This window comes from Reichenbachiella sp., from assembly GCF_965233835.1.
Taxonomy (GTDB): domain Bacteria; phylum Bacteroidota; class Bacteroidia; order Cytophagales; family Cyclobacteriaceae; genus Reichenbachiella.
In genome coordinates this window covers 1,469,035-1,486,348 of record NZ_OZ247585.1, presented here as the reverse complement: position 1 = coordinate 1,486,348, position 17,314 = coordinate 1,469,035, and the positions used below count along the sequence as shown (strand labels likewise).

The 17,314-nt window shown below is 38.5% G+C and carries 16 protein-coding genes; 9 read left to right on the top strand and 7 right to left on the bottom strand.

The window, feature by feature from the left end:
• The first annotated feature begins 117 nt into the window (after nucleotides 1-117).
• Nucleotides 118-1,404, top strand: a complete 1,287-nt coding sequence (locus tag ACO6S2_RS06370; RefSeq protein ID WP_422361683.1) for an aspartate kinase — start codon at nucleotides 118-120, stop codon at nucleotides 1,402-1,404.
• Here ACO6S2_RS06370 and ACO6S2_RS06365 read toward each other — a convergent pair.
• Both ACO6S2_RS06365 and ACO6S2_RS06360 read right to left on the bottom strand, forming a co-directional pair.
• On the bottom strand, nucleotides 1,387-2,244 hold the full coding sequence (locus ACO6S2_RS06365) for a fructosamine kinase family protein (protein ID WP_422361682.1): 858 nt from the start codon (nucleotides 2,242-2,244) through the stop codon (nucleotides 1,387-1,389). The genes ACO6S2_RS06370 and ACO6S2_RS06365 overlap by 18 nt on opposite strands.
• Nucleotides 2,241-2,696 (bottom strand): low molecular weight protein-tyrosine-phosphatase, encoded by a 456-nt coding sequence (locus ACO6S2_RS06360; protein ID WP_422361681.1) that lies wholly within the window; start codon nucleotides 2,694-2,696, stop codon nucleotides 2,241-2,243. The genes ACO6S2_RS06365 and ACO6S2_RS06360 overlap by 4 nt, the downstream gene beginning before the upstream one ends.
• Nucleotides 2,697-2,836: 140 nt before the next feature.
• Here ACO6S2_RS06360 and ACO6S2_RS06355 point away from each other — a divergent pair, with 140 nt between their 5' ends.
• Nucleotides 2,837-3,007 carry a hypothetical protein gene (locus tag ACO6S2_RS06355; protein ID WP_422361680.1) on the top strand — a complete coding sequence of 57 codons (171 nt, stop codon included), beginning with the start codon at nucleotides 2,837-2,839 and terminating at the stop codon, nucleotides 3,005-3,007.
• Between the two features lie 195 nt (nucleotides 3,008-3,202).
• On the opposite strand, the gene ACO6S2_RS06350 is transcribed toward ACO6S2_RS06355, so the two are convergent.
• The gene (locus tag ACO6S2_RS06350; RefSeq protein WP_422361679.1) at nucleotides 3,203-4,324 is read right to left on the bottom strand and encodes a DUF6588 family protein; all 1,122 of its coding nucleotides are present in this window, start codon (nucleotides 4,322-4,324) and stop codon (nucleotides 3,203-3,205) included.
• 213 nt (nucleotides 4,325-4,537) lie between these two features.
• On the opposite strand from ACO6S2_RS06350, the gene ACO6S2_RS06345 reads away from it, so the two are divergent.
• From ACO6S2_RS06345 to ACO6S2_RS06335, 3 genes are all read left to right on the top strand, one after another.
• On the top strand, nucleotides 4,538-5,167 hold the full coding sequence (locus ACO6S2_RS06345) for a peroxiredoxin (RefSeq protein ID WP_422361678.1): 630 nt from the start codon (nucleotides 4,538-4,540) through the stop codon (nucleotides 5,165-5,167).
• Between the two features lie 75 nt (nucleotides 5,168-5,242).
• Nucleotides 5,243-6,166 (top strand): ribosome small subunit-dependent GTPase A, encoded by a 924-nt coding sequence (gene rsgA / locus ACO6S2_RS06340; RefSeq protein ID WP_422361677.1) that lies wholly within the window; start codon nucleotides 5,243-5,245, stop codon nucleotides 6,164-6,166.
• The gene (locus tag ACO6S2_RS06335) at nucleotides 6,166-6,972 is read left to right on the top strand and encodes a hypothetical protein (RefSeq protein ID WP_422361676.1); all 807 of its coding nucleotides are present in this window, start codon (nucleotides 6,166-6,168) and stop codon (nucleotides 6,970-6,972) included. The genes rsgA and ACO6S2_RS06335 overlap by 1 nt, the downstream gene beginning before the upstream one ends.
• Here ACO6S2_RS06335 and ACO6S2_RS06330 read toward each other — a convergent pair.
• Entirely contained in the window at nucleotides 6,969-7,910 is a 942-nt protein-coding gene (locus ACO6S2_RS06330; protein WP_422361675.1) for a glycosyltransferase, read from the bottom strand. The two genes, ACO6S2_RS06335 and ACO6S2_RS06330, sit on opposite strands and share 4 nt — an antisense overlap.
• Before the next feature lie 67 nt (nucleotides 7,911-7,977).
• On the opposite strand from ACO6S2_RS06330, the gene ACO6S2_RS06325 reads away from it, so the two are divergent.
• Nucleotides 7,978-8,352, top strand: a complete 375-nt coding sequence (locus ACO6S2_RS06325) for a hypothetical protein (protein WP_422361674.1) — start codon at nucleotides 7,978-7,980, stop codon at nucleotides 8,350-8,352.
• Between the two features lie 99 nt (nucleotides 8,353-8,451).
• On the top strand, nucleotides 8,452-11,433 hold the full coding sequence (secDF, locus tag ACO6S2_RS06320) for a protein translocase subunit SecDF (protein WP_422361673.1): 2,982 nt from the start codon (nucleotides 8,452-8,454) through the stop codon (nucleotides 11,431-11,433).
• Between the two features lie 52 nt (nucleotides 11,434-11,485).
• On the opposite strand, the gene ACO6S2_RS06315 is transcribed toward secDF, so the two are convergent.
• Nucleotides 11,486-12,349 carry an alpha/beta fold hydrolase gene (locus tag ACO6S2_RS06315; protein WP_422361672.1) on the bottom strand — a complete coding sequence of 288 codons (864 nt, stop codon included), beginning with the start codon at nucleotides 12,347-12,349 and terminating at the stop codon, nucleotides 11,486-11,488.
• A 9-nt stretch (nucleotides 12,350-12,358) separates the two neighbouring features.
• On the opposite strand from ACO6S2_RS06315, the gene ACO6S2_RS06310 reads away from it, so the two are divergent.
• Complete coding sequence (locus tag ACO6S2_RS06310) at nucleotides 12,359-13,162, top strand: Rossmann-like and DUF2520 domain-containing protein (protein ID WP_422361671.1); 804 nt, start codon at nucleotides 12,359-12,361, stop codon at nucleotides 13,160-13,162.
• Here ACO6S2_RS06310 and ACO6S2_RS06305 read toward each other — a convergent pair.
• Nucleotides 13,146-13,979, bottom strand: a complete 834-nt coding sequence (locus tag ACO6S2_RS06305) for a hypothetical protein (protein ID WP_422361670.1) — start codon at nucleotides 13,977-13,979, stop codon at nucleotides 13,146-13,148. The genes ACO6S2_RS06310 and ACO6S2_RS06305 overlap by 17 nt on opposite strands.
• A 7-nt stretch (nucleotides 13,980-13,986) precedes the next feature.
• Complete coding sequence (locus ACO6S2_RS06300; RefSeq protein ID WP_422361669.1) at nucleotides 13,987-14,463, bottom strand: lipocalin family protein; 477 nt, start codon at nucleotides 14,461-14,463, stop codon at nucleotides 13,987-13,989.
• Between the two features lie 205 nt (nucleotides 14,464-14,668).
• Between ACO6S2_RS06300 and ACO6S2_RS06295 the strand changes: the two genes are divergently transcribed.
• The gene (locus ACO6S2_RS06295) at nucleotides 14,669-17,275 is read left to right on the top strand and encodes an ABC transporter permease (protein WP_422361668.1); all 2,607 of its coding nucleotides are present in this window, start codon (nucleotides 14,669-14,671) and stop codon (nucleotides 17,273-17,275) included.
• Nucleotides 17,276-17,314 lie beyond the last annotated feature (39 nt).

Sequence of the window (17,314 nt, the reverse complement as noted above, 5' to 3'; positions counted from 1 at the left end):
AATAGAAATAATCCGCTTAATGTTAAGTCACTGTTAAGGGATTCTACCCTCAATAGATGGTCTTTTATTTTTTTATTCTACCTCCATCGGTATTTTTGCCACCCTAATTTATTTAAGATGAAAGTATTCAAATTTGGTGGTGCTTCAGTAAAGGACGCACCTTCTGTTAAAAATGTAGCTGAAGTAATTAAGCAATTTTGCGATGACGAATTGGTTGTCATTGTGTCTGCCATGGGCAAGACGACCAATGCCTTGGAAGAATTGGTGAAATTATTTTTCGAAAAGGGTGATTGGCAAGCTCAACTTCAAGTGGTTAAAAACTTTCATTTTGATATCTCGAATGGCTTGTTTGAACCAGATCACCAGGTGTTTGAAAGATTAGAATCAATCTTCGAAGGTATTGCCAAATATTTGAGTTTTGCTGAAGGCAAACCCTATATGGAAGTTTATAGTGAAATGGTGAGTCAGGGAGAGCTACTATCTACCAGAATTATCAGAAACTATCTTAACCAAAACATACATAAGACTATTTGGGTGGATGCCAGAAACTACGTAAAAACAGATTACAACTATATTGATGCTCGTGTAGAGTGGGACATGACCAGACGTAATATCGGTGAGAAAATTCCAGTTTTCACCAAAGATGCCATTGTCATTACACAGGGTTTCATTGGCTCCAATGGCGAAGGAAAAACAACCACATTGGGTAGAGAAGGTTCCGATTTCAGTGCAGCAATCTTTGCTACAGGATTGAATGCTGAATCAGTAACGGTTTGGAAGGATGTCCCAGGCGTAATGACAGCGGACCCAAGCAAAATGCCAGATGCAGTGATCATTCCCCAGCTGAGCTATACCGATGCCTCTGAGATGACCTTTTATGGTGCTTCCATCATTCACCCTAGAACTATTAAGCCGCTAGCGCAAAATGGCATCAAACTCTATGTTCGTCCATTCAATACACCCAAAGAACTAGGAACTGTAATAGGCGCTGAAGGAGCAGGCAAACATCCGGCGTCATTTATTTTGAAAACCAAACAGGTATTTGTTGATTTTAGGGTGACCGATTTCACCTTTATTGATGAAAGGAAATTGAGTTTAATATTTAATGCACTGGATCAGCTCAATATCAAGATAAATTTGATGCAAAATTCAGCCGTAAGCTTTTCGATTTGTATTGACAAGAAATTCGATAAAGTTGAAAAGCTTGTAGAACGCCTAAGTGATACGTTCAACATCGAAATGAGGGATAATCTAGAAATGCTGACTGTAAAAGGTTACGATCAGGAAGCCCTGAGCAAAATTTATGACAGAAAAGAGGTGCTACTAGAGCAAAAGTCAAAAGACGTATATCATTTGCTTTACGTTCCTGAAAAAAAGCACAAACTCTTAAGTGAATCGGCTTAACGTTTGATTGATACCAGATAAGTATGAAGGTCCAAACAAGTTGACATGAACCAAGAGTGGATATAAATTAAAAATATCTACTCTTTCTTCAAATCCTCCGTCTATCGGAAAGGCATCATGATAGCTTTGATAGAATAAAGGATCAAATCCGCCGAACATTCGAGTGAAAGCCAACTCGGCCTCACGATGTCCATAATACACTGCAGGATCAAAAATCACGGCCTGTCCCTCATCTCCAACTAGGAAGTTACCAGACCACAAATCACCATGGAGTAGAGCTGGTGATTCTACAGGGATCAGTTTTGGCAATTTTGGATACAATCGTTCAAATGTTTGATCTAGGCTAGCGTCTATCAGTGCTTTATCCCGCGCCAGTTTAAGTTGAGGAATGAGCCTTTCTTGAATAAAAAAATCAGTCCAATTATCAAGTAACTCATTAGCCTGTGGCAGGCTACCTATGAAATTATCATGATCAAGACCGAATTTGGGAGCTGTATTTCTATGCAATTGAGCTAGTGATGTACCAAAATCTACCCAAAAAGTACCACATTGAGCTCTGGACTCTACGCACTCGAGACATAGATAATCCACCTCTCCCACAGTACCACTACCAATAACTTTTGGAATACTCACGGAGTCCGTTTTTCTGAGCAGATTCAGGCCTTTAGCTTCGACCTCAAACATCTTCGAACTGTAGTTATTCCATTTTATGAAATATTTTCCTCCATCAAAACTAAAAACTCCTGCCTGATGTATACATCCACCACCAATAGATTTGAAATGGTCTATGGAAGCCTTTTTATTAAATAGCTGAAAAACGACTTCTGAAAGAAATTTCATTGCTCTGATTGTATGTATTCAATCAGCCCATCCACTGATCTAGACACCATTTGAAAGACCTTTTCAAATCCTTCAGTTCCTCCATAATATGGATCAGGCACATTCAAATCAACATTTGAATCAGGATCGAATTCTCTCAATAAAAACAGATGTTCTGTGCTTTCATGAGTCAGTGCTTTCATATCCTCATAATTATGTTCATCCATGGCCAGTATATAGTCAAACCTATCAAAATCCTCTACCACAAATTTTCGGGCCTTATGACTAATAGGCACCCCATGTTTTCGAGCCACTTCAATACTTCTGTGGTCAGGGTTTTCCCCTACATGATAAGCAGCAGTACCCGCTGAATCTGCCTCCATCCCAAGTTCAGAAGCTTTATAATTAAAAATTGCTTCACCCAATGGCGACCTACATATATTCCCTAAACAAACAAATAGAACTCTTTTCATATTACACTATTTCTCTTCTTAAAACTAAAAGTTGCCCGTTTTCAAGCATTAATCTATTAATTCGGCAAATTCATCGAAATGAAATTTACTCACTCCTATAATTGTATAATTTTACCTTAGAGAAATCTAAACTACCAAGCATGTCGAGAAAAGCAAAATCAGAACTAACCTTCATACTCAAGCTATCGCTCTTGTTTCTGATTCTAGTTGTGAGTAAAGTGAATAGGTCGTCTGATGTACTCACTGCAGCTAAAAAAGCCCTTTCCCCTAAGGACAGCATCACCGTAATTACTGCATCCATACGAGATTAACACCCGATAAAACGGCGCATTAAAAAATATTTCAAAAAAAATTACAACAGGTGGTTACTTTGTTTATGTATCTAGTATAAAGAAGTACATAACACAAATTTTATTCATACACCTGTTTAACATTTTTATCAAAAATGAAAAGCCCCGAGATCACAATCGGGGCTTTTCGTTTTTATATGGTTTTGTGTTTTTTACTTATCTCACACTCAATCCCAATCCTACTGTGAGTGTATTATACTTCTGGAAAGTATAGTCTGTGTGCAAAGTAATTATTGCCAGTTTAATTCTTAATCCCACAGTACCTCTAAAAGTACTTCCTCCATCATAGGTTAAATCTACGGGATCTGTTACTGTGTACGGGTTACCTCCAGAGTCTCTTAAATTATAATTAGTAAGTTCACCTTTCACTTTAAATCCACTTGAAACTGCATTGTATCCAATTCCGCCATACAAGGTCAGTATCGATAACTTCTTTGACACCAGCGCTTGAATTGTTGTATTACTGGCTGTCATTTCACTCGTTCCAGAAGCTACAAATCCTCCTCCTACACCCTCATCTACATCAAAATCAATTTTTGTTTTAAATCTAGAGTACCCTACAAAAATGGCCATATCCAAGGGCAAGTGCTTAATACCTGGGATCCATTGTTTGAAATCATGCATGACACCTATTCCAAACAAGTCAAGCCCATACTTCAGTTCTGCACCAAACGTGGAACTTGGATCTACTGCAGCTTCATACTTACCATACCTAATCTTGACATCAGTATTTTTAATTATCCCAACACCTAACTGAATCATTGGAACAGGGGCCCCAGCTATCGGCAAACTCTCTGGGTCAAATCCTTCTGGTGCCGGAAATTGTTCGGCAGTATATGTATAGGTATTGCCATCAGGAGCTTGATAATCACCAGCTAAAACTAAAGTCTCGTCGGTATCCCCCCCAACCAGAGTCGGCAAATCCGTATTCGTATTCCCGCTAAGAAGTCGCAGATTATTAAATGATTGATTATTACCGTACCTAACATTTCCAAAATTAAACATCCGCTCATCATTAGGGATGTTAGCAACATTTAGAGTAAACGTTAAATCAAATCCAAGAGGCTTATGAGCTTTGGCAGTGTTGTACCAGCCTCCTGCCATACCATTCGCGAAAGAAAACATGGCTGGCTTAATATATTCGTTAAGATAAGCCTCTGCTTCAGCTTCAGGGGCTTTCAAAATATCGGTAAAATCTTGAGCAAAGAGATTGGAGCTGGAACCAAGCCCAATAACAATACTCAGTATAAATATTGATTTAGTAAAGTTCAATTTCATGATCATCAGTTTTTATTTCGTAGTTTAAAAATAAGGCTAATTACAATAATTACACAAAAAAAGCCCTTTTCTTAGTCCAATCAGTTGATATTATCTAGTAAAAAAAGAATTCTATCGACCGATAAATAAAATTGATTTAATCCTTCTTCCAACAATAAGCCAAGTACTAATTTTGAGGTATAAATTTTACATCACAAACATTTATTATAACATATGTCATTAGTAGGAAAAAAAGCACCATTATTCACTGCTCCTGCAGTAGTAAACGGAGACGAAATAGTTGAATCATTCTCATTAGATCAATACTTAGGCGAAAAAGAAGTTGTATTCTTTTTCTACCCAAAAGACTTCACATTCGTTTGCCCGACCGAAATCTTGGCTTTTCAGGAAAAATTGGCTGAATTTGAAAAAAGAGGAGTTGCGGTAGTAGGCGCCTCTACAGATACAGAAGAAACTCACTTGGCGTGGTTGATGACCGACAAAAACAAAGGTGGAATCGAAGGCGTAACTTACCCATTGGTAGCTGACACTAGCAAAACTATCGCTAACAATTACGGCGTATTGGCTGGAGATTGGGATTACGACGAGGAAGGACAATTGTCATTCAGCGGTCTTCCAATCGCTTTCAGAGGAACTTTCTTGATCGACAAAGAGGGAACAGTAAGACACGAAACTATTAATGATCTTCCATTAGGTAGAAATATTGATGAAATGATCAGATTAGTTGATGCACTTCAGTATGTAGAGAAGCACGGCGAAGTATGTCCTGCTAACTGGGAAGAAGGCAAAGATGCAATGCAAGCCACTAGAGAGGGTGTAGCTGACTATCTTTCTAAACACTAAGAAATAATCAATATAGTGATTAAAAGTCCTCCTTGACGGAGGACTTTTTTATTTTAGCTCCTCCAAAGTTTATACATGCAAGGGACAGTAACTAAATCAATGGGATTGTGGTATTTGGTAGAAGGGGCCGATGGTGCCAGCTACCAATGTAGACTCAAGGGGAAATTCAAGCTTGAGAATAAAAAAATATCTAATCCTGTTGCGGTAGGGGATAAAGTGGAGATGATCGAAGATGACGGCAACGCAGAAGCCTGGATTATTTCTAAAATATTACCTCGCGAGAATTACATCATTCGTACCTCGCCTAAGAAAAAAGGCCATGGCCATATTATTGCCAGCAATATTGATTTAGCAGTTATTGTAGCAACCGTTGCTAATCCACGTACTTCTTTAGGGTTTATTGACCGATTTCTTGTGACTGCTGAGGCATTCAGGATTCCAGCCATGATTTTGTGCAATAAAATTGACCTCCTTTCGGAAGAAGAACTGGTAGGATTAAAAGAAAAAATGAATGAGTATGAAGCATTGAGCTATCAAACTGGATTTATTTCTGCACTTAATCCTGACGATATTAACAGATTTAAGAAGTCTATTGCAAATCAAACAACCTTGATCTCCGGCCATTCAGGTGTGGGCAAGTCGACTATTGTCAACCAGCTAATCCCAGATGCTGAACAAAAAACATCGGAGATATCCGAGTTTTCTGAAAAAGGTATACATACCACCACATTTGCCGAAAGGTTTAAGGTATCAAACAATTCCTACATCATAGATACACCAGGAATCAAGGAGCTTGGTTTAGCAGAAATTGAGAAAGATGAACTCAGCCACTACTTTCCTGAGCTTAGAGAATTACTTGGCCAATGCAAGTTCAATAACTGTACACATACACATGAGCCTGGATGTGCCATTGCTGAGGCCTACGAACAAGGTGAAATATCTCAAAGCAGATATGACAGCTATTTGAGTATGCTGTTGGGTGACGATAATAGAAGGTAATGAAAATACAGGTTGGAAAGGATCAGATTTCATATTCCGTTGAAGGAGATAAATTCATTGACAAACCATATTGCCTTCTTGACAAAGACATCGACCTTTCTAAACAAGCAGATTGGAATAACGCCGGCTATGTAGTAAAAAATCTTTTCGACGAAAACAAGTACCATGAATTTCATTCTCATATCGAATCACTTCTCAGAAAAAAAATGGTAGAGGGAGGTCTACCTATTGATCAAACACCACTTAGCCTTTATCACACATTAATAAAAGATTATCAAGACCATCTAAACGTGGTTGATAAAACAAAACTCATTGATTGGCCTGAATTGGGCGAATACTTTGATAAACTTGAGACCAAGGTCTCCGAAATTTGTGGCACTTCGGTTCAATCCAAGAAACCGATGAATGGAGAACGTGTATTCCATTTCAGGGTAATTCGCCCAAACCAAGCTGATTTCAATCCGCTTCATAAAGATGCATGGCAAGAAGAGAATTGTAGTTGCATTAACTTGTATATCCCCATTTGTGGAAGCAATGAAAAATCATCGCTCATTTTAGCCAAAGGATCACACCTATTTGCAGAGGATACTTTCATAAGAACCAAAGAAGGTGCCCGAATGAATAATGTGAAATTCAATGTTCCTGGGCTAATTTCATCTAAGAAGGAATTAAATTTTGTCAGACCAAATCCGAGTCTCAACCAGATATTAGTTTTCTCTCCTTATTTGATTCATGGTGGCTCAATAAACTTAAATACAGATCAAACCAGAATATCTCTGGAAATGAGGTTTTGGAAAAAAGACTAACGAAAGAAGAGTGTGTGGTAGATATTTCTAACCCACGACAAATCAAGCCTTAGTCTATTCAATTTGCACATCAATACATACTTAGTTGGCACGTGAGTGAGTTCTTGTAATAGCTCAAAGAACAAGTCAAATTCATCATGATTTCCAGAAAAGCAGGATTGCCTTAATTCAAACTTCACTCGTCTAATCAATGCTAAACCTTCAGATTTTTTTTGATTTAACTCCTGGATTTTTTTGCAAACCTTAAAGGTTGAATAGAGCTGTTTGTCATCTTTTCTATACCACCCTTTAGAATGTGAATGATCACTCTTTCTGATAAGTGTTAAAACTTCAGATTGATAGGCATACCGCCAATTTCTAGCTGACCTTACCCAAAAATCAAAATCTTCATAGGCCAGCAACTCATCATATCCACCCATTTGATCTAGCGCTTCTTTTTTCATCATCATGGTAGGTGGTGGTATAAAATAAGTATCAATAACTTTCTCATACACTTCTCCCGTATATGGCTTCAACCTTGAATTGGCAAAATGCCTTTGCAATCGTCTCCCCTCTTCTGATATATACATGGCATCAGAATAAATAACTCCAACATTCAACTCTTGTTGCTCAAAAAAATCAATCTGCTTTTCTACTCTATTAGAAATCAGCACATCATCTGCTGCCAAATCGATCACATATTTGCCCTGAGCCAACCTTAGTCCTTGGTTGAAAGCAGAAGTATTGCCCAAGTTCTCTTGTAGATTTACAAAAGGAACCCCATCATGAGCAAGTAGCCATTCCTGAATAACCGCCTTGCTATCATCATTACTACCATCATCCACTACGATGAGTTCAATCTCCTTGTATGATTGATTTACTACAGAGTCTAAGGATTCTTTAACAAATCTTGCCTGATTGTAACAAAGACAGATGACCGATACCAAAGGATTTTTCACAGGATCAAAACTAAATATTTGTTCCGTTCTTCCATCTATTTATTATTTATATACATTTGCGAGCTAGATGAATATCATCAATCACATATCGAAGTACAAAACGCTCATTCTTACTATAGGAATGATTGCTGCACTTGGCATTATTGGACAACCAATAATGAAGGCTTATGCTGATTGTGAGTTCATGTGCCAGATGGATAAGGATGTGAACGATAAGAAGGATTCTTCCGACAAGGAAAATCCTAACGAGGCACAAATATCTACTTTGGAGGCGGTAGCTCCTACTGCTCAAATTCATTTCGCTCCGTTGGATTTTGTGATGAATGATCAGCCTGAGGTTGAACCTTCTGAAACACAAACATTGGATCGATTGGCAGTTCGTCTGCCTGAAAAGCTCCTCAAAGTGCTTTTCAATATTATTATCGCCCCTAACGCACCCTAAGCAATCCCTCTAGGCCCTTGGCTACAAAATCGGTCTCTCACGACCACACACTCAATTAAAAATTTTATTTCGTAATTACTTTTTTAAACATTTATAAAAATGAAAAATAAAGGCGGAGTAGTATTACTCACGATTATTATCTCTTTGCTATGCGTTTATTACCTGTCGTTCACCTTTGTGGCACAGCGAGTAAATCAGCAGGCAATCGACGCAGCTACTGTGGACAATACCACAGACTACCAAAAGAAGCAGGAATACCTCGATTCTGTATGGAATGAGCCAGTTTACAACCTGTTTGGTGTGGATTTCACATTCAAAGAAATCAAAGAAACAGAATTGAACCTTGGGCTTGACCTTCAGGGTGGAATGCACGTTACACTTGAAGTTTCTCCTGTAGAAATCGTAAAAGGAATCAGCGGCAACAGTACTGATCCTAACTTTTTGAAGGCTTTAGATATGGCCAAGAAAAATGTAAAAGGTACACAGCTAGATTTCGTAACCGAATTCTATAACGCTTACAAAGAAGTGGCTCCAGATCAGTCTTTGGCTAGTGTTTTTGCTACAGCTGCCAACAGAGGTAGAATTAGCTTAAGTACCTCTGACGAGGAAGTGCTTGACTTGATCAACACTGAAGTAGATGGAGCAATTGATCGTTCTTTCAATATCTTGAGAACAAGAATCGACAGATTCGGTACTTCACAACCAAATATCCAAAGATTACAGGGTACTGGCAGAATCCAAATTGAATTACCTGGTGTTGACAACCCTGAAAGAGTAAGAAAACTTTTGCAAGGTGTGGCTAAGTTGGAATTCTGGGAAGTACACGAAATGCAAGAAATATTCCCAACACTTCAAGCGATGAATGATGTGATGGTGAAAGAAATGCAGGCTGAATTGCCAGAAATTTCTGCAGAAGAAGACGAAACTACCGAATCTCAAGACTTAGGTGATTTATTAGGTGACGATTCGGCAGCTGATTCTTTAGACGCAGATGATCTAGAAGCACAATTGGCTAGCGATAGTACTGCGGTTGATTCTACATTCAACTCACAAGTGTCTCCATTGTTTAGCTTATTGAAAGCACAATACGGATTGGTGTACGATTTGAAGGATACGGCACAAGTCAACAGAATGTTGAAAAATCCTAAGGTGAAGCAAGTCATTCCAGCTACCATCAAATTCATGTGGTTGGTAAAGCCAATCAAAAATCAAGATGAATTGAGCCAGGATGAATTCTTGGAATTGTATGCGATTAAATCTAGCAGAGGTGGCAAAGCACCTTTGAGCGGTGAAGTAATTGTAGATGCTCGTCAGGATTTGGATCAAAGAACTGCTCCTGCGATTAGCATGAACATGAACGCTACTGGTGCGAAGAAGTGGAAAAAATTGACAGGAGACAATGTAAACAGACGTATCGCAATCGTACTTGACAACTATGTGTACTCTGCGCCAAACGTACAAGGTGAGATTCCAAACGGAAGTTCTCAAATCACTGGTAACTTCTCTCTTGAAGAAGCCAAGGATTTAGCTAACATTTTGAAAGCAGGATCTCTTCCTGCCCCTACTACTATTGTAGAAGATGTGGTGATCGGACCAACTTTGGGTAAAGTAGCACAGGATCAGGGTATGCTTTCCATCTTTGCTGGTTTGGCTATTGTGATTGTATTTATGGTAGCTTACTACTCAGGCGGTGGCATGATCGCCAACTTAGCTTTGTTCTTCAATGTATTCTTCATCTTGGGAATCTTGGCTCAGCTAAGTGCTGCTTTGACATTACCTGGTATCGCCGGTATTGTATTGACCATCGGTATGTCGATTGATGCGAACGTACTGATCTTCGAAAGAATAAAAGAAGAGTTGAAAAATGGAGCTGGATTAAAGCAGGCTATCACTTCTGGATATAGAAAAGCCTATTCTTCTATTGTAGATGCAAACGTGACTACTTTCTTGGTAGGTATTATTCTTTACTCACTAGGTCAAGGTCCAGTAAAAGGATTTGCCATCACTTTGATGGTAGGTATTGCTTGTTCATTCTTCTCTGCGGTATTCATTACCAGAGTATTTGTAGAATGGTTCAGCAAAAAAGGAGATCAAAGCAAAATTTCATTTACTACAGGTCTTTCTAAAAATGCTTTGGCAGGAATGAACTTCGACTTTATCTCTAAGAGAAAATTTGCATACTTATTCTCTACAGTGTTTATCACAATTGGTATAGTAGCTATGTTGATTAAAGGTTTGACATTCGGTGTTGATTTCACTGGTGGTAGATCTTATGTCGTTTCTTTTGACAAACCAGTAGAGTCATCTGCTTTGAAGGTGGCTTTAGGTTCGTCTTTCGACAACCAAGGGGTAGAAGTAAAAACTTACGGCGCTAACAACGTATTGAAAGTAACCACCAGTTACTTGATCAATGATGAGACAGATGAAGCTGATGCTAATGTAAAAGCAGCCTTAGTGAGTGGAGTTTCAGATTTCACTAATTTGACTTACGTACAAGATGATTCTAAAGCAGGCGAAGGAAACTTTACCATTGCTAGTTCTTCTAAAGTTGGCGCTACAATTGCCGACGATATCAAGAATGCTTCTACGCAATCAGTGGTTTTTGCCTTGGTAGTTATTTTCCTATACATCTTGGTAAGGTTTAGAAAATGGCAATTTGGATTGGGTGCAATCATCGCACTATTCCATGATACCCTATTCGTACTTTCAGCATTTGCTATCGCAAATATGCTAGGTATCTCTTTCGAGGTAGATCAGGTATTTATTGCAGCGATGTTGACGATTATTGGTTATTCTATTAATGATACCGTGGTAGTATTTGATAGAGTAAGAGAAAATCTAGACGTGAAGGCTGGAGGAGAGATGAAGTCCATCTTCAACGAATCGTTGAATAGCACAATCAACAGAACAATGATTACTTCTGTGACGACTTTGATCGTGGTAATTGTATTGTTCTTGTTCGGCGGAGCAGTATTGAAAGGTTTCTCTTTCGCTTTGATCGTAGGTATTTTAATCGGTACTTACTCATCATTGTTCATTGCTACTCCGGTAGTAATCGACTTCAACAAGGACAAGCAGTAAAATATAATAACTTGAAACAAAGCCCTTTCATGAAAATGGAAGGGCTTTGTTATTAATTCATAAACTCAAAGTAAGCTTTTAGCATTTCTATTGGGTTTTCCACCTGCGGATAGTGGCCAATATTATCGAGTAGCCAGATGTTTTGCGTTGATATTATCTCTTCGAATCGAGCGACCATCACTTTTCCTGATATGGGGTCTTCCGGCCCATTGATCAGACCCAGTTTATTGGGATAAATTTGTAATGCTCCCACCCATCGCTCTCTATTCACCACACGTTCTCTCATGTATCGAATTATTTTATGAGCGATTCTGTGTCCATCACCCTGAGAAACCAACTTCCAATACACATCTAACTCCTCCTGAGTAAGTTGACTGTATGGCCCAAATATTTTTGAGAACGACTTCTCGAATTTCTTCTGATTCAATAAACGACTGAGAATAAAGCCAATTGGACTCATCAACAGTTTTTGGATCAAAATGGGATGATGTGCTTCCGGGAAAATCCCTCCGTTAAGCAAGCAAGTTGATTTTACCGTAATAGCCTTACCTTCATTAGCTCGAGCCAAAATCTCCTGGGCTACGGTATCCCCATAATCATGAGCTAAGATGTGAAATTCTGATATCCCCTTCTGCTCCAACAGATCCAGAATCAAATCTGCCTGTTTCATTATAGAGTAAGGGAAATCATAAGGCTTGTCAGAATACCCAAATCCAATCATATCAGGAGCTATCAATGAGAATCGCTCTCCCAACTGACCCCAAACTTTCCACCAATCGTAGGAAGATGTTGGGAATCCATGAATAAGCAAAAGAGTTTCCTTATCAGAAATTTCATCCTTGTAAAGGATTGAATGACCTTCCCATTCAATTTTTTTGGCTGTGCCATACCACTGATCGAGTGAACAATTTTTCATAGATTCGCTATGACTAAAGATACGCAAATTAGCATGGCTGATAATTTTGACAATGAGGTAAGTATTATTGGGACTGGCCGCGTAGCTATTAGCTTGATACATGAGCTTAGGACAAAGGGAGTGAAGGTCAATGAGATCTACGGCCGATCATTAGCTCAGGCTAAAAAGCTATCAGATCATACTCCAGGTACCTCAGCCACTGGTTCTCTTGATTTTTCAAACAGTAGGTCTCGAGTATTAATCATTGCTATCAGTGACGATGCCATAAGTCATATTTCAGAAAAAATACTTTGCTCCAAGGATCAAATAATCGCTCATACTTCAGGTACCGTTTCATTGAATGTATTGAAGCATAGCCATTCAGGGATTTTTTATCCTCTTCAAACTTTTACCACGGGCAAAATGGTTGACTTCGAAGAGGTACCAATCCTCATTGATGGAAAGAATGAAATCGCCATTGATCAATTAACCAAATTGGGAAATGTCTTGAGTTCCAATGTGAAAATCGCTTCCGAAGCTGAAAGAAAACAACTTCATGTTGCCGCAGTTTTTGCAAGTAATTTTACCAATCGCATGCTCTCAGCTGCCGAAGACATCCTAAAAGATTCTTCTATTGATTTGAAAACCCTTGAGCCTTTGATTCTTGAATCTATTCGAAATGCACTTGACTCAGGACCTGACAATGCATTGACAGGCCCGGCTAAAAGAGGTGATACTGAAACAATTGAAAAGCATTTGAATTTGCTGAAAGACAAAAAGCAACTTCAGTCCATTTATGGGAAAATCACTGAACTTATTATCTCAAAAATCTAATCCCGAAATTATATACACTTCCCGCACCATCTCGTTTGGATAGGATGAAATTCGAGTAAGACAACTCTAACTCAAGATTGTTAAGTACGAGATATTTTGCACCTAGGCCCAACTGAGTAAACCATCTCATGCGCCCAAACTCAACATTCTCTACACCTTGAAGCTTACCATATGCTGGTGCATATTGCACATTCGTGTAAAGCGTGAGTTTTGAAGTAGGGAAATAGCTGGCAATTAGATTCAATGGAATTCTAAAAAATGTATTCTGCATGTCTTCCGCCTTGAACCTATAGAGTAAATCAGCCTCAAAAAATAGATTAACTTTAGAATTGATTGAGTGATCATAAAAAACCTGCGTCCACCAGGTGTATCTATTGTGATTGACAAACAACGGATTTTCTAGATCATCTCCATTGAGTGGAAATAGAAAGGTACTTTGAATACTGAAATTCCCCCTACTCTCAATGGGCACAAACTTTAATGTTGGGCCAATAGAGGTGAACATTAAATCGCTAGACTCACCTCCATACCAGGCGGTAGTGAGATTGGTTTCAAACCCAACATTTAGGCGCTTACTATTCGAAATACCATAAAGAAACCTAAACTGATTATTGAGAAATGATTGCCGCTGTCCGAGCTCAATGGCTGTACCATTCTCATCTCTAACTTTGGTTTGGGTATATAAGTTGTTAAACAGCTTAAATTCCATTTGACCTTGGCTAAGCAAAACCGATGGCGTGTATTGCTGCAAGCTGCTTTGCGCAAAAAGAGACTCTACAACCAACAAGAGCAGGCCGATAAGAAATATTTTTTTCATGTGTCAGTTATTCGTGAGTGAATTTACCCAATACTTCCCAGCTGTAATATTGCGATCGAACTACAATCTCTTCAGCATTTAAACTCTCAATATGAAATATCCCTTCTCTATCAGTGCCTGCATCAAAGGTCAACGTTCTGTTGTCTACGTCAACCTCCCAGGTTCCTGACTTCAGTTTTTGATCATCTTCCGCGCCGCACAGCATGTCACCTCCATCATAATCATAGGTTTTATCACTATTGAGCTGAATTTGATCATCTAATCTACAGTTCTGAAAGCCATCTACACCATCAATAGTAAATTCCAAAGTCGTCCAGGTTCTACTTGCACCGCCCAATAAATAGGCATTCACATCTATGGCACTATTAGGAAAAGTACTTTCAAAATTGATTTCAGAATTTTCATTATCCATATTCTCCACCTCTACCACACTACAGGCGGAAATGACTAAGACCAATAGAAAGAGTTTACTCAGATGATTCATTTTTGCTCTAATTTTTCCCAAAAGTAGTGATCAAAAATCACGGAACTATCACAAGAATATAAATTGAACATCAATTTACAATTTATTGTTCCTAGCTATACATAATCCCCTTCGAGTATTTATTTTACATACAAATAATGAATAAATGTAACTGATTACTTTAAATACACGTCTAATTTTTCATACATTTAATGAATAAATAAAATTGAATTCAAATCGAGACCATAATCACCCCCCACGATGGGCCAATAAACTACTCGAATGGTACTGTAGAGAAGATTTACTTGAAGATCTGCAGGGAGACCTCTACGAGTATTATGAGCGCAACTTGGCCAAAGGAAAGAGAATGGCCAATCTTATTTTCATCATTGATGTATTCAAATTTTTTAGGTCGTACACATTTAAAAAACTCAAAAACAAGTACAAGATGAACAGTTACATGTTATTCAAAAACTACTTCAAGACTTCGGTTAGGAGTCTTGCTAGAAACAAATTATTTTCATTTATCAATATCATTGGGCTAGCAATTGCTATGTCCGTTGGGCTATTGGTCATCACCATGATTGTAGAAAGTAGGAATTTTGACACCTTCCATCTGAAAGCAGATCATATCTATCGTGTAATTAATACCCGCACTAATGGCCGAGGTGATGAATTCAAAATGGCAACAACTTCTCATTTTATAAGTCAAAAACTAGAAGATGTATCAGGGTATGAACATAAAACAACACTATACGGTGGATTTGGAGGCGATGCTGATACTGGAGATAAGAAACTAATTATTACAGGTTTATGGGCTTCTGAAGATTTTTTTAAAGTGTTCTCCTTTCCTTTGATAAAGGGAGATCCAGCCACTGCACTTGCCGAACCAAACAGTCTGGTAATAACAGAAGACACTTCGTACAAATTGTTCGGAGCAGAAGATCCAATGGGTAAATTAATAACCGTAGGAGAGCGGGAGTTTTTGATCCGTGGTGTAGCACAAAACCCTCCTAAAAACTCTCATTTTACTTTTCAGGCACTAGGATCTTATAGCACTTTGGTAAATGAAAATCAATCTGATCCTGACTGGTCTGCCTCCAGCAGTATGTGGATCACCTATATCTACATGACAATACCACATAAAGAAGATGTAAAACAGATTAATCATGCGTTGCGCCAAATATGTGATACAGAAAATGAAGTCATTGCTCCACTTCATATTACATCAAAGTTGCAACCGCTCAGTGATATATTCAATGGTGCTGCACTAGGCAACCAACTTGGCCCTACGTTGCCAGCTACTGCTACCCTTATCTTTGCGATACTTCCTTTTATCATTTTGCTTACGGCTTGTTTCAACTATACAAACCTTTCCATTGCCAGATCCTTGCGCCGGACCACGGAAGTAGGGATTCGAAAAGTTATTGGTGCTACACGTTGGAATATTTTCGCTCAATTTGTTATTGAATCTATAATCATTGCATTGCTGGCATTGCTGGTATCTTGTCTGATATATATTCCATTAAGAGATCAATTCCTCATATTATTGGATGGAGATGGCCTGAGCTTACCCATTACCTGGTCTGTAGTTGGTGCATTTATCCTTTTTGCCATCTTTGCTGGAGTTTTGGCAAGTATTATTCCCGCTAGCACTTTATCCAAACTTCAAGCCATGGCCGTACTAAGAGGCTCATCAAATGTGAGATTGTTTGCTGGGCTGACTCTTAGAAAAATACTCCTGATTACTCAATTTTCTATTTCTACGATTCTCATATTAGGAACTATTATTCTAAACAAACAATATATCCATGCGACCAGCTACGATCTAGGTTTTTCCACAGACCAAATATTAAACATAGATTTACAAGGCAATAATCATCAATTGTCGAGAGATGCATTTGCTGCTGTACCAGATGTAAACTCTATTTCTCTAAGCGAACATATTCTTCATTCCACTATGACTCATCTTAAAGATGGGAAATACAAAGATCCATTGGATTCAGCTCAAGTACACATCAATTACATTGACGAATACTATTTATCAAATCACAAGTTTAGCCTGATCGCAGGTGAGAATTTCAAGTATCGCCCTGACAGCGCAGATGAACAGCACGTCATAGTCAATGAGAAACTTCTAGAACGTTTCGACATTGATCCATTGAAAGCACTTGGAGAAAAAATAGAATTGGAAAACAAAAAACTCGCAATTTTAGGAGTAGTCAAAGACTTTAATCACTCCACTCTTGATGCGCCGATAGAACCATTTGCATTCAGATATGATCGCACTAAATATAGGTACTTGAATTTGGTCATCAATTCTGATGACTACATGGCTACAATTGATAGACTCGAAGCAGTTTGGAGAAGTTTTGACGAATTGCATCCTTTCTCCGCCACTTTCTATGAAGATGAAATTGAGAGAACCTACATGATGTTTAGCATGCTGATCAAGGTAGTTGGCTTTCTTGCCATATTGGCTATTTCTATTGCAGCCATGGGACTGCTGGGCATGAGTGTATATGCAGTGGAAACCAAAATAAAAGAAATAAGCATTAGAAAAGTACTAGGTGCCTCTGCCTTAAAACTAGTTTATCTGTTGTCCAAAGGCTATGTCTGGCTACTTTTAGTAGCTACACTTATTTCAGCACCTCTAACCTATTTCATCGTCAACGAGTTAATAATTGCAGAATTTGCCTACCTGGCTCCAATGACGATTTGGGATGTACTTGGTGGCTTGATTGTAGTATTTATGATTGGACTGGTCATGATTGGCTTTCAAACTTATAGAGCCGCTCAAACGAATCCGGCGGACACTTTGAGAAATGAATAAAAATTATGGGCCAGTGACTATTGTCGCTGGCCTAATTTT

Coding starts and splice junctions, on each gene's coding strand:
- ACO6S2_RS06370 (WP_422361683.1), top strand. CDS start 118: ATGAAAGTATTCAAATTTGGTGGTGCTTCAGTAAAGGACGCACCTTCT.
- ACO6S2_RS06365 (WP_422361682.1), bottom strand. CDS start 2,244: ATGAAATTTCTTTCAGAAGTCGTTTTTCAGCTATTTAATAAAAAGGCT.
- ACO6S2_RS06360 (WP_422361681.1), bottom strand. CDS start 2,696: ATGAAAAGAGTTCTATTTGTTTGTTTAGGGAATATATGTAGGTCGCCA.
- ACO6S2_RS06355 (WP_422361680.1), top strand. CDS start 2,837: ATGTCGAGAAAAGCAAAATCAGAACTAACCTTCATACTCAAGCTATCG.
- ACO6S2_RS06350 (WP_422361679.1), bottom strand. CDS start 4,324: ATGAAATTGAACTTTACTAAATCAATATTTATACTGAGTATTGTTATT.
- ACO6S2_RS06345 (WP_422361678.1), top strand. CDS start 4,538: ATGTCATTAGTAGGAAAAAAAGCACCATTATTCACTGCTCCTGCAGTA.
- rsgA (WP_422361677.1), top strand. CDS start 5,243: ATGCAAGGGACAGTAACTAAATCAATGGGATTGTGGTATTTGGTAGAA.
- ACO6S2_RS06335 (WP_422361676.1), top strand. CDS start 6,166: ATGAAAATACAGGTTGGAAAGGATCAGATTTCATATTCCGTTGAAGGA.
- ACO6S2_RS06325 (WP_422361674.1), top strand. CDS start 7,978: ATGAATATCATCAATCACATATCGAAGTACAAAACGCTCATTCTTACT.
- secDF (WP_422361673.1), top strand. CDS start 8,452: ATGAAAAATAAAGGCGGAGTAGTATTACTCACGATTATTATCTCTTTG.
- ACO6S2_RS06315 (WP_422361672.1), bottom strand. CDS start 12,349: ATGAAAAATTGTTCACTCGATCAGTGGTATGGCACAGCCAAAAAAATT.
- ACO6S2_RS06310 (WP_422361671.1), top strand. CDS start 12,359: ATGACTAAAGATACGCAAATTAGCATGGCTGATAATTTTGACAATGAG.
- ACO6S2_RS06305 (WP_422361670.1), bottom strand. CDS start 13,979: ATGAAAAAAATATTTCTTATCGGCCTGCTCTTGTTGGTTGTAGAGTCT.
- ACO6S2_RS06300 (WP_422361669.1), bottom strand. CDS start 14,463: ATGAATCATCTGAGTAAACTCTTTCTATTGGTCTTAGTCATTTCCGCC.